Here is a 12,335-nt window from a genome sequence, read left to right as displayed (position 1 = left end):
GCGCCAATAGCCGGACGTGCGTTTTCATGGACTGAACGGAACTGCAGGCGACCGCTTCAATTGTCGAATCAATGCGGCTGACGCACGCGCGTGACGCGGCGTGCGTCCGGTCGGGAAAGCGGGAAGGAAGGGCTTTCGCAAAGGGCGGCGGGGGCCGCCTCTGGCCGGACCGCGAGGGGCCGGGGGCGAGCGCTTTGTGACGATCTGGATTGCACCCAGGCAGCCACCGAGCCTCGTCGATTCATTAGATAACCTAAATTATGCAGCTTGATAAAAAACGTGCAATTAATTCAGATTATTGTCGCGTCTGGATTCGCTTTAATAGTTTAGCAAGCACAATGCATGGATTCTATAATTTTCACGCGCGCGGCCTGCATGCGTGCCTGTTTTTTACCCGCCCAGCGAGAGGTTCCACCATGACGCGAAAGTACATTGACTGCAGGGAGTTTCCCAGTGAGATGAACTGCACGGTTGCTATCTCGGCGGATTCGGATTCGGAGCTTCTGGAAGCTGCCGTGCAACACGCGGTGAGCGTGCATCGTCACGCCGATTCGCCCGAACTGCGCGCGCAACTCAGCCAGCTCTTTCATGAGGGCTCGCCGCCCGAAATATCGCCACGTTCATGACGAGAAACCGGCCCGGCATGCAATGTGCCGGCCGGTGCGCCTGCCCCCCGAGGCGCACGAGAAAACGCAGCGCCGCAACGTGGCTCGAACAGCGCACCGCCGCGCTGCTCACGGCGCAGGCGCGCGCCGCAAGACGGGGCAAAAGGCGTGAACGCCCTCGCTAAGCAGTGATTCCTTCGACATCCTGAACCGCAGCATTGCACCGCGCGTCACTCGTCGCGCACGCGCACCGGCAGCTCGGTTTTGTACTCCACGCGGCGCAGCGCCACGGAAGTGTGAATGTCACGCACGCCCTCGATCTTGGTGAGGCGCGTCATGACGAAACGCTCGATGCCCGCAATGTCGCTCGCCACCACGCGCAGCATGTAGTCGAACGCGCCCGTCATCAAATAACACTCCATCACCTCGTCGTAGTTCGAGATCGCGCGCTCGAACGCGGCTAGCCGTGTCTCGTTCTTCTTCTCGATTGCCACCGACACATAGGCGTTGACGGGAAAGCCCGCTTTCTCCTGATCGAGCAGCGTGACGTACTGCGTGATGACGCCGCGCTCTTCGAGCATACGGATGCGCCGGTAGAACGGTGAGAGCGAAAGCCCGAGCGATTCCGCGAGGTCGGCGGACTTCACGTGCGCGTCGCGCTGCAGGGCGTGCAGGATGGCCACATCCACGCGGTCGAATTTCATTGGCCAGCTTTCCCTGAAAAAGTTGAATTTGGGGCGAGTGTTGCTAATTGATGAACAAAACGTGGCTCAGTTTGGCACGAATCGCCGCTATTGGCTACCTAGAATCCGCTAATACCCACAAGTCGAACAGCGGAGACACCATGAACATGCGAGCCGTCGAGACCGATCGCCAGATCGATACGGACTATCGACTCGAAGACCGCTACCTGCGCGAGGACGGCGCGGTCTTTCTCACCGGCACCCAGGCGCTCGTGCGCATCCTGATCGAACAGGCGCGCGCGGACCGCCTTGCCGGGCTGAAAACCGCGGGTCTCGTCTCTGGCTACCGCGGCTCGCCGCTCGGCGGATTCGATCAGGAACTGTGGCGCCAGAAGGCACTGCTCGCGGACTTCGACGTGCGCTTCGAGCCGGGCCTGAACGAAGACCTCGGCGCGACCATGCTGTGGGGCGCGCAGCAACTCGACGCGTTTCCCGGCAAACGTGTGGAAGGCGTGTACTCGATGTGGTACGGCAAGGGGCCGGGCGTGGACCGCACCGGCGACGTGTTCCGCAACGCCAACATGCTCGGCACCGCGCGGCACGGCGGCGTGCTGGCGGTGGCCGGCGACGACCACGCGGCGCAGTCGTCGATGTTTCCGCACCAGACGGACCACGTCTTCGAAGGCGCGATGATGCCGATTCTCTTTCCGGCGTCGGTAGAGGAATACATCGAGTACGGGCTCACCGGCTATGCGCTGTCGCGTTTCAGCGGACTGTGGGTCGGTTTCAAGGCGATTACGGAGACGGTGGAAAGCGGCCGCTCGATGCGCGTGGGCCGCGGCGTGCCGTTGCGCTTGCCGGCGGACATCGCGGTGCCGCCGCAGCGCGGCTTCAACTACGACCCGCAATTGCGCTGGCCGGCGGAGCGCGCCGAACTGGAGCGCCGCGTGCTCGAAGAGCGCCTGCCCGCCGCGCTCGCCTTCATGCGGGCGAATCCGCTCGACCGCGCGTTGCTGCGCCCCGCGCAGGCGCGCGTGGGCATCGTGACGGTGGGCAAGGCGCATGCGGACGTGCTGGCCGCGTTCGAGGCGCTGGGGCTCACGGCCGAGCGCCTCGAACAACTCGGTATCGGGCTTTATAAGGTCGGCATGATCTGGCCGCTCGAAACGGAAGGGCTCAAGGCATTTGCGCGCGGCATGCAGGCGCTTTTCGTCGTAGAGGAAAAGCGCTCGTTCGTGGAGCGGCAGATCAAGGAAGCACTCTTCAACGTGCGGGCCGACGAGCGGCCGTCCGTGCACGGCAAGACGCTCGGCGAGCGCGAGCCGCTGCTGCCCGCCGCGATGGAGTTCGCACCCGAGCAGCTCGCGCACGCACTGCAGCGGTTTTTCCTGCACGTCGAGATCGATCTGCCGTTGGTCGCTACCGGCGCGACCCATGCGCGTTCGGGTGCGCAGCGCGTGGTCGCGCTCGCGCAAGCGCCGCAAGGCGAACCGCTCACCCGCAAGCCGTTCTTCTGCGCGGGCTGCCCGCACAATACGTCGACGCGTCTGCCCGACGGCTCGCATGCCGCGGCCGGTATCGGCTGCCACATCATGGCGCTCGGCGAGGCGGGCAACACGGCGACGTTTTGCCAGATGGGCGGCGAAGGCGTGCAGTGGGTCGGGATGTCGACCTTCACGGACATGCCGCATCTGTTCGTGAATCTCGGCGACGGCACCTATCAGCACTCGGGCAGCCTGGCGATCCGCCAGGCCGTGGCGGCGCGCGCGAACGTCACTTACAAGATCCTCTTCAACGATGCGGTGGCGATGACCGGCGGCCAGCCCGCCGAGGGCGGCCTCACCGTGCATCGCGTGGTGGCGCAGGTCCGGGCCGAAGGCGTGAACGAAGTCGTCGTGGTGACCGACCGGCCCGAGCAGTACGCGGGCTCGCAGGCGTTGCCTGCGGGCGTGACGCTCTTGCACCGCGACGCGCTCGATACGCTGCAACGCCGCCTGCGCGAGCAGAAGGGCGTTTCGGTGCTCGTCTACGACCAGACCTGCGCCGCCGAAAAGCGCCGCCGCCGCAAGCGCGGCAAGCTGATCGATCCGCCCACGCGTGTGGTGATCAATCCGGCCGTTTGCGAAGGCTGCGGCGACTGTTCCGTGCAGTCGAACTGCATCGCGATCGAGCCGCTCGAAACGGAGCTGGGCCGCAAGCGGGCCATCAATCAATCGAGCTGCAACAAGGACACCTCGTGCGTGAAGGGCTTTTGCCCGAGCTTCGTGACGGTGGAGGGCATGGAGCCGAAGCGCCCGGACGCCGCGCGCATTCAGCGCATCGAAGCGGAACTGCGCGCCACGCTCGCACCGCCCGCGCACGTACCGCAGGCGCTGGAGCAACACCTGCGCATGGTTGTGACGGGCGTGGGCGGCACGGGCGTCGTGACGATCGGTGCGATCCTCGCCATGGCCGCGCACCTCGAAGGGCGCGGCGCCTCGACGCTCGACTTCACGGGCCTCGCGCAAAAGAACGGCGCGGTGTTGAGCCACGTGCAGATCGCGCAGAGCCGCGGGCTCATCACCACCTCGCGTATCGGCGCGCATGCGGCCAACGTGCTGCTGGGCTGCGACGCCGTGGTGGCGGCATCGTCGGGCGCGCTCTCGCGCCTGCCGGGCAGCGGCGCGCGCGCGATCGTGAACGAGCGCATCAACGCGACCGCCGACTTCGTGCGCGACGGCGATCTGCCCGTGAGCAAAGCCGTGCATCAGGCGGCGATCGAGAGCGCGATGGGCGCGGACGGCACGGTGTTCTGGGACTGCACGGCGGCGGCAGAAGCGATTTTCGGCGACGCCATCGCTTCGAACATGATGATGGTGGGCTACGCGTATCAGTCGGGGCTCGTGCCGCTTAGCGAAGCATCGATCCTGCAGGCAATCGGGCTCAATGGCGCGGCCGTGAAGATGAATGAACGCGCGTTCCTTTGGGGTCGTTTGATCGCACAGGACGCTCGCGCGCTCGAACGCGTGACGGGAGCGGACATAGCGGTCGCTGACACGCCGTTCGATCTCGCTCGCTTCGTGGCCGAGCGCGAGCACGATCTCACGCTGTACCAGAACGCCGCCTATGCGAAGCGCTATCGCGCGCTGGTCGATGCCGTCGCGCAGGCAGAGCGCGCGATCGAAGGGGCGAGCGGTGCGCTTGCGCAAGCGGCGGCACGCCAATACTTCAAGGTGCTCGCCTACAAGGACGAGTACGAGGTTGCGCGCCTGCACACCGATGGCGGCTTCGGCGCGTACCTGTCCGCGTTGTTCGATGGCACGGCGGCCAGAAAGACGTTCCACATGGCGCCGCCGCTCCTCACGCGCCGCGATGCGCAAACCGGGCGCCGCAACAAGATCGCGCTGCGCGGCGTGTGGGCCGAGCCGCTGCTGCGCGTACTCAAGCACGGCAAGGCGCTGCGCGGCACGGCGCTCGATCCGTTCGCACGGCAGCGCGACCGCGTGATCGAGCGCGCGATGATCGGCGAATTCGAGGAAGACGTGCGCCTCGTGCTCGGCAAACTGACGCGGCAGACGCTGGCGGCAGCCGTCGGCCTGCTTGGCGTGCCGGGTGCGGTGCGAGGCTTCGGTATCGTCAAGGAGCGCAATTACGAGCGTTCGCGCGGCGTGCGCGAAAAGTATCGCGCGGAACTGGCTGGCGAGACGGTTTGAAAGATCGGATAACGAATCGATAACCAACGGAGAAGACTCAAATGGTTGTGCAGGACAAGACGTTTTTCATCACGGGCGGCGGTTCTGGACTCGGCGCGGCGGTGGGCCGACATCTGCTCGAACGCGGCGCGAATGTGGTGTTCGGCGATATCGACGTAGCCCGTGCGCGTGACGCGGCGGCGCTCGGCGGCGAGCATGCACTGGCCGTCGAGGTGGATGTGACGCTGGCGGCAAGCGTCGAGGCGGCGATCGCGCTTGCCACCCAGCGCTTCGGTGCGCTGCATGGCGTGGTCAACTGCGCGGGGATCGCGCCGGCGCAGCGCATCGTCGGAAAAGAAGGCGCGCATTCGCTCGATCTGTTCGCGAAGGTCGTGAGCGTCAACCTCATCGGCACCTTCAACGTGATGCGCCTCGCCGCCGTGGCGATGGCGAACAATACGCCGGATGCCGGCGGCGAGCGCGGCGTGATCGTCAATACGGCTTCGGTAGCCGCGTACGATGGCCAGATCGGGCAGTCGGCCTATGCGGCTTCGAAGGGTGGTGTCGTTTCACTTACGTTGCCGGCGGCGCGCGAACTGGCGCGCAACGGTATTCGCGTGGTGACCGTCGCCCCCGGCATCTTCGAAACGCCGATGCTGCTCGCCATGCCCGCCGAAGTGCAGCAGGCGCTGGGCGCGGGCGTGCCGTTTCCGCAGCGTCTTGGCCAGCCCGCGGAGTTCGCGGCGCTCGTCGAGCATATCGTCGGCAACCGCTATCTGAACGGCGAGGTGATCCGGCTCGATGGCGCGTTGCGGATGGCGCCGCGCTGATACCCGGTTTGTGTGGGGCCGGCCGCTGCGGGCACGTTTAAGACCACGTATCGTAGAATCGGAACCATCGACTCACGATATTCGAAAAGCACATGGCCAAGGACGTGACCTTGCGGCAGTTCCGCTACTTCGTGGCGGCGGCGCAGAACGGGCAGTTTTCGATGGCGGCGGCGTCCGAGCATGTCTCGCAGTCGGCGATCACCAACGCGGTGCTCGCGCTCGAGGAGGCGCTCGGCACGCGGCTCTTCGTGCGCTTGCCCCAGGGCGTGGAACTGACGCCAGACGGGCAGGACTTCCTCAATCACGCGCGCCACGTGCTGGAGTCGGTGCGCGACGCACTGCACAAGGCGCCGTTTCGCGCGCACAGCTTGCGCGGCACGGTGCGCATGGCCGCCTCCTATACGCTGCTCGGCTACTTCCTGCCAGAACTGCTCGCGCGGTTTCGGGCGACCTATCCCGAGATCGAGATCGATCTGCACGATCTGGACCGGCCGGCCATCGAGGAGGCGGTGCTCGCGGGCAAAGTCGACCTTGGCGTGGCGTTGCTCTCCAATGTGGAGCGGCGCGCGCGCTTCGGTCACCACTTGCTGATGCGTTCGCGCCGCCAGTTGTGGGCCGCGCCGACGCATCCGCTCGCGCAGATGGGCACCGTCACGCTGCGCGACATCGCGCGTTACCCCTATATCCAGCTCACGGTGGACGAGGGCGAGGCCTCGACGCTGCGCTACTGGAAAAAGCGCCGCGTTGCGCCGAATATCGCGTTTCGCACGAGTTCGATGGAGGCGCTGCGCGGGCTCGTGGCGCATGGCTTCGGCGTGACGATACTCTCGGACATGGTGTTCAGGCCGTGGTCGCTGGAGGGCAAGCGCATCGACGCTTGCGCCATCGAGGATGCCATTCCGCAGATGGAAGCGGGCATGTTGTGGCATCCTGGTGCCGTGCTCAGCGATCCGGCGCGAGCGATGCAGCAGTTTTTGATTCACGCTTGCGGGAATTGAAGGGGGCGGCCGCGCTCCTCCACTCACCGTACCTGGGTAAAAACAAGGAAGCGTCATGTCGGCTGTGTCGGCGTTCAAGCTCGTGCTCCTTTCGCTCATCGCCATCATCGCGCTCGAGTTGCTCGCCAAACGCCTGCGCCTGCCGCCCGCTGCCGCGCTGCTGGTCGGCGGCGCCGCCATGGCCTTCGCGCCCGGCCTGCCGCCGGTCGTGATAGACCCGGACCTCGTCCTCATCGTGTTTCTGCTGCCCTTGCTCATGGACGGCGCCTACTTCTTCGTCTGGTCCGACTTCAAGCGTCACCTCGCGCCCATCCTGCTCTTCGCCATCGGCGCGGTGGCATTCACGACGTGGGCCGTTGGCGTGGTCGCGCATTGGGCCGTTCCGTCACTGCCTTGGGCCGCATGTTTCGCACTGGGCGCGGTGGTCTCGCCGCCCGATGCGGTCGCCGCGAAAGCGGTGCTCGAGCGGCTCGCGCTGCCGCGCCGGCTGATGGTGCTGCTCGAAGGCGAGAGCCTGCTCAACGACGCCGCCGGTCTCGTGCTGTTTCGCTTCGCCGTCGCGGCGGCATTGACGGGCGTATTCAGCGAGCCGAATGCGGCGCTCAGTTTCGTCGGGCTCGCGCTGGGCGGCATTGTGGTCGGCGCTGTCGTCGGCTATGTCGTCGTGTGCCTGCTGCGTCAGCTCCAGGACGAGTATCTGATCATCACCGCCTCCGTGCTGGCAGGCTGGATCGCCTATATCGCGGGGGACATGCTGGGCGTTTCGAGTGTGATCGCCACGGTCACGTGCGGCATGCAGCTAGGCTGGCATCAGCACGAAATCTTTTCGGCCACGGTGCGCAGCCGCGGCACGGCGTTCTGGCAGGTCATGGTCTTCGTGCTCGAGGCGCTGGTATTCGTGCTGATCGGCCTCTCGCTGCGTGGGGTCATGCTGCGCCTCGGCGGGACGGGCAATGCTGTCGCGCTGCTCGGTCCCGCTGCAATGGCCGTTGTGCTCGCCGTTGTCGTCTCGCGCTGCGTGTGGACGTATGGCATCGAGATCGTCAGGACCGCGCTGCACCGGATGTTACCGACCCGCGTAAAAGCGGCGGACTTTCGAGGCGCAACGGTGGTGAGCTGGGCCGGCATGCGCGGCGTGGTCACGCTGGCCATTGCGCTTGCGCTGCCGGAAGCGATGCCGGGCCGCGATCTCATTCTCTTCGCCGCATTCGCCGTCATTCTGTTCACGGTGCTGTTGCAAGGCACGACCATCGGGCCGCTCATCAAGCTGATCAGGCCTGCGAACGATATGGAAGGGGAGGAACCCTACCTCAACGAGCCGCAGGCATGGGCGCGCCTCGAAGCCGCCCAGCTAGCGGCAATCACGCCGCTCGTCCATGGTCCGGACGGCAGCGTGATCCACCCGCGGCTGCTGGAGCAGTACACGTATCGTGCGAACCTCACGCGCAATTTTGCAAACGCCGAGAGCTATCCGCAGGAAATGCGCACCTCGCACTACGATGTCGTGCTGGCCGCCGTGGAGGCCGGACGCGCGGAGCTGTTGAAGCTGCACCGCGCCGGCCTGATCCACGACGAACTATTGCGCGTGCTCGAACGCGATCTCGATCTGGAGGAGCTTTCGGCGCGACACGGGAGGGGGTGATGCTTCCCCTCGCGTTCTTCAGGCGTGCACGACGAGTGGCGCAAACAGGTGCGAGAGGTCGCGCTGCTGGTCGAGACTCCAGAGAAAACCTAGCGCATCGTCGGCGCGCGCCTTGCCGATCACTGGCGCCGCGTTCTTGCGGAACTTCACCTCGAAGTCGCCGCGCTGCATCGGCCGCGTGGCGAAGCCCGGAATGTCGTCCACGCGTTTCGACACGGTTTGTCCGTCCGTGAGCGTGGCGCTTACGATGGTCGCGTAATATTTCGGATAGAGCCGGGTCAGTTCGGAATCCTCTACAACCTTGATCTTCTGCATGAAGGCGCGGATCTTCGGGTCATGGAGCGCTTCGGTGCGATAGCTCGCCAGGCTGATATCGCCGTCGAACATGGCGCGCGCGGTCACGTAGGGCAGGCTGTGATCGGCAGTCTCGCTCGTTTCGGGGGCCCATTTCTGCGGGTCCATGCCTGCCGAGAAGTAGCCTTCGTGCGAGGTGCGAATCTCCATGCTGACGATACGATCGAGGTCGCCCACCTGTTTCGCCACGTCGATGCCGGCAGCAATCGCCGTTTGCGTGAGCGCCTGCGCAGGGTAGAACTTCACGGCACAGTCGTTGATGCGAAACGGCCGGCCTTTGCCGCCGAAGCTCGCCGTGTCGATGCTGAATGGGCCGGATACCTGCTTGAACAGTCCTGCGTTGCCCTCGAAGATCGGCGCGGGGCCCGTGAGTCCGTCGCGCGCGAGGGCGGCCGAGAACACGGCGTTGCGTGCGGCGTCGGCATCGGCGAGACCCTTCCAGTTCGACATGGTCTGCACACGCGTCTGGTTCAGCGCGAGGTGGCCGTTGAGCGCGAGGTTGACCGCTTCGGCCAGTTGCCGCTCGTCGAGCTTCATGAGCTTGCCCGCCGCGAGCGCGGCCGCGGGCAGGCTGAAGATGGGGTGATCCCAGCCGCGCGAACTGATCGAAGCGGCGTCCATGAGGCGGCAATCGATCTCGTAGGCGAGAGCGATGGCGACGATCAGATCGCGGCCATTCGCACCTTCGGCCTCGGCCTGGGCGAGACATGCGGCGATGTTGTCGCTCGGGTGGCCGATTTCCTTGCCCGCATAGACGTCGTTGAGGTCGTAATAGCGGATGGCCGCACCGTTCGCGAAGGTCGCGAGGTCGGGCGACGTGCGCCGCTGCGTGCCGAGCACGGTTGCGCCCCGGCCGTCGCCGCTCGCGTAGTTGAGCGCAACCTGGCGCGCGATGCCCACGGGTTTCTCGCCGAGCGCGGCGATGCCGCAGCCCAGCGCGTCGGCGGAGTGGGTCTTGACCGCCTCGATCGTACCGGCATCGAGATCGTCGTAGTCAAGCGCGGCGGCGTAAGCCGCAAGCCGCTGCGCGATCGTGGCCGAAGCCGATGCGGAAGCGACCTTCTGAGCGCGCGCCGCGCCGATGCCGCCGAATGTGCCCGCGCCCGCGGCGAGCGCCGTGAGCGACGCCATGAATGCACGCCGTTGCATGCGGTGTCTCCTTGTTCTTTGTTCGTTTCAGGGAAGAATGCGCATCAAACGAGCAGCAGCAGCGCCGCGCCGAACACCACTGTGCCGAGCAGGAACGTCATGACCGTGAAGCCCAGCACGCGCTGCACGCCGATGCCCGCCATCGCGACCACGGGCGCGGCCCAGAAGGGCTGCATCATGTTCGAGACCTGCTCGCCCATGGCGACGGCCATGGTGGTTGCGGGCATCGAAGCATGCAGCGCGATCGCCGCGGGCACGACGAACGGGCCCTGCACGGCCCAGTGGCCGCCGCCGCTCGGAATGAAGAACGTGACGATGAGCGAGCACACATAGCTCCAGAACGGCAGCGTGTGCGTGTTCGAGATCGCGATGAAGAAGTGCGAGATCACGTTGGGCAGGCCCGTGGCGTCCATCATGCCCATCACGCCGCCGTAGAGCGGGTATTGCAGCATCATCGAGCCGGTTTGTTTGGCGGCGTTCTTGACCGCATCCGCGTAAGCGAGTGGATAGCCATGCAGGATCACGCCCGCGATGAACATCACGAAGATCACGGCGTTCACGCCGGAGAACGCTTCGATGTGCTCGATGTGCGCGAGCACGAGGAACGTCACGCCCACGAGGCCGATGAATGCGCTGCCGATCCACGAGTATTCGAGCCACTTCGCGAAGCTCAGCTTGCCTTCGGGGCGCTTGCGCGGTTCCGGGTCGGGGTTATTCTCGATGTCGAGCACGACGGCGTCTTCATCGCGCGGCTTGAGGAGCGCGAGCACGATGGGCGTGGCGACCAGCATCACGAGCACGGGCACGAGGTTGAACGCCGTGAACACGGTGTCGTTGAACGGCAGCACTTCGCCCGTGAGCTTTTGCACGACGTTCATCGCGCTGCCCGGCGTGGACTGCGCGAGCGCGATGGAGCTGGAAATGCCGCTCGCCCACACCACCCAGCCCGAAAAGCCCGCCGCGACGATCCACGCGAAGTCCACGCGCATGCGCTTGGCCACTTCGCGCGCGAGCAGCGCGCTCACCACGAGACCGAGGCCCCAGTTGAAGAACGAGGCCACGGCTACTAGCAGGAAGGTGAGCGCCGCTGCCTGCACCGGCGTGCGGGCGATGCCCACGAGCGCCTTGAACACGCGCTGCACGGGCGCGGCGTGAGCGAACGCGTGGCCGGTGACGAGGACGAGCGTGATCTGGAAGGCGAACGTGAGGATATTGAAGAAGCCCTTGTACCACCCGACCACGAGCGTGTTGAGCGTCGCATGCGGAGCGAACATCGCCGAGAGCGCGGCCACGACCGCGGTGATGAGAATCGCGAGCACGAACGGGTCGGGAATGGTGCGCTCGAACAGGCTGATCGTCGCGTCGGTAAAGCGTGTCTTGCGTACGGGTGCGGCGGTAGCGGTGGACTTCACGTATCGTCTCCTGGTGCTGAAAGGGGCCGCACGTACCTGGCGCGCGGCTGTTTGTATCGGGGGCGCAGTGGCGCTAGTTCATCGGGCGAAGCCGTAGAGTTCGGCGGGGTTGTCGACGAGAATCCGCTTGCGCGCCGCTTCGTCGCCGACCCACGCGCCGAGCAGATCGAAGATCGCGGCGGTGTCGGGCTTGTGCGTCTCCGTCACGTGCGGCCAGTCGCTGCCCCACACGGCGCGCTCCGGCAGCAGTGCAGCCCATGCGCGCGCGGTCTCGGCGAGGTCGGCGTAACCGCCGGCGAGGCCCACCTGCGAATCGAGGTAGGCGCCCGAGAGCTTGACCCATACGCGCCCCGAAGCGGCCAGGCGGCGCACCACGCCATACGCGGGATGCGAGGTGCCCGCGGGCAGGGGCAGGCGCGCGAGATGGTCGAACACCATCTTGCAGGGCAGGCGGGTGAGCAATGCTTCGTGCTCGACAATCTGGTCGGCGGTCCAGTGCAACTGCACATGCCAGCCGAGTTCGGCAATGCGCTGCGCAAGCGGCTCGACCATGTCGAAGGTCACGACCGCCTGATGCGGCGTGTACAACGTGAAGCGGATGCCGCGTATGCCGCCGCGGTCGAGCATGTCGAGTTCGGCGTCGCTCACCTCGGGGCGCAGGACCGCTACGCCGCGGGCATTGTCGATGCCCAGTTGGCGGATCGCGTCGAGCGTCACGCAGTTGTCGGTGCCGTAGGGGCGCGGCGTGACGATGACGGTGCGCTGCGTGCCGGTGCGTGCCTGTACGCGTCGATAGTCCTCGACCGTTGCGCGATCGACGATATGCGCACCGTTGCCGGGTGAGGCCGCAAAGCGGCGATCGTAGATGTGGATGTGCGAATCGCACGCGAAGGCGGGCGCCGCTATGCGCGCTCTGGGGGCGTCGATGGTATGGACATGCTGCTCACGCTCCATCGCGTTGTCTCCTTGTTTGCCGCGCGCACCCAAAGGC

9 protein-coding genes are annotated in these 12,335 nt (G+C 65.9%); 5 read left to right on the top strand and 4 right to left on the bottom strand.

What is annotated here, in order from left to right:
- The first annotated feature begins 416 nt into the window (after positions 1 to 416).
- Positions 417 to 626: a DUF1059 domain-containing protein gene (locus tag AB4Y36_RS27300; RefSeq protein ID WP_069263432.1), complete on the top strand. Its 210-nt coding sequence runs from the start codon at positions 417 to 419 to the stop codon at positions 624 to 626.
- Between the two features lie 209 nt (positions 627 to 835).
- Here AB4Y36_RS27300 and AB4Y36_RS27295 read toward each other — a convergent pair whose 3' ends face one another.
- Positions 836 to 1,309 carry an Lrp/AsnC family transcriptional regulator gene (locus AB4Y36_RS27295; RefSeq protein WP_069263434.1) on the bottom strand — a complete coding sequence of 158 codons (474 nt, stop codon included), beginning with the start codon at positions 1,307 to 1,309 and terminating at the stop codon, positions 836 to 838.
- A gap of 140 nt (positions 1,310 to 1,449) precedes the next feature.
- On the opposite strand from AB4Y36_RS27295, the gene AB4Y36_RS27290 reads away from it, so the two are divergent.
- The 4 genes from AB4Y36_RS27290 to AB4Y36_RS27275 all read left to right on the top strand — a co-directional run bounded on the left by AB4Y36_RS27290 (position 1,450) and on the right by AB4Y36_RS27275 (position 8,429).
- On the top strand, positions 1,450 to 4,980 hold the full coding sequence (locus tag AB4Y36_RS27290) for an indolepyruvate ferredoxin oxidoreductase family protein (RefSeq protein WP_368684642.1): 3,531 nt from the start codon (positions 1,450 to 1,452) through the stop codon (positions 4,978 to 4,980).
- A gap of 41 nt (positions 4,981 to 5,021) precedes the next feature.
- Complete coding sequence (locus AB4Y36_RS27285; RefSeq protein ID WP_368618197.1) at positions 5,022 to 5,789, top strand: SDR family NAD(P)-dependent oxidoreductase; 768 nt, start codon at positions 5,022 to 5,024, stop codon at positions 5,787 to 5,789.
- Positions 5,790 to 5,881: 92 nt separating this feature from the next.
- Positions 5,882 to 6,787 (top strand): LysR family transcriptional regulator, encoded by a 906-nt coding sequence (locus AB4Y36_RS27280; protein WP_069263440.1) that lies wholly within the window; start codon positions 5,882 to 5,884, stop codon positions 6,785 to 6,787.
- A gap of 55 nt (positions 6,788 to 6,842) precedes the next feature.
- Entirely contained in the window at positions 6,843 to 8,429 is a 1,587-nt protein-coding gene (locus AB4Y36_RS27275; protein ID WP_368684641.1) for a Na+/H+ antiporter, read from the top strand.
- Positions 8,430 to 8,447: 18 nt separating this feature from the next.
- Here AB4Y36_RS27275 and AB4Y36_RS27270 read toward each other — a convergent pair whose 3' ends face one another.
- The 3 genes from AB4Y36_RS27270 to AB4Y36_RS27260 form a co-directional block, all read right to left on the bottom strand.
- Positions 8,448 to 9,932 (bottom strand): MmgE/PrpD family protein, encoded by a 1,485-nt coding sequence (locus AB4Y36_RS27270; RefSeq protein ID WP_368684640.1) that lies wholly within the window; start codon positions 9,930 to 9,932, stop codon positions 8,448 to 8,450.
- A 44-nt stretch (positions 9,933 to 9,976) separates the two neighbouring features.
- Entirely contained in the window at positions 9,977 to 11,344 is a 1,368-nt protein-coding gene (locus tag AB4Y36_RS27265) for a short-chain fatty acid transporter (RefSeq protein ID WP_368684639.1), read from the bottom strand.
- A gap of 78 nt (positions 11,345 to 11,422) precedes the next feature.
- On the bottom strand, positions 11,423 to 12,298 hold the full coding sequence (locus AB4Y36_RS27260; protein ID WP_368684638.1) for an amidohydrolase: 876 nt from the start codon (positions 12,296 to 12,298) through the stop codon (positions 11,423 to 11,425).
- Positions 12,299 to 12,335 lie beyond the last annotated feature (37 nt).

Origin of the sequence: Paraburkholderia sp. BR10936, assembly GCF_040965735.1 — a bacterium.
Lineage (GTDB): Bacteria > Pseudomonadota > Gammaproteobacteria > Burkholderiales > Burkholderiaceae > Paraburkholderia > Paraburkholderia nodosa_A.
The sequence above is the reverse complement of the archived record's forward strand: the minus strand, read 5'-3'. Positions and strand labels throughout refer to the sequence as shown.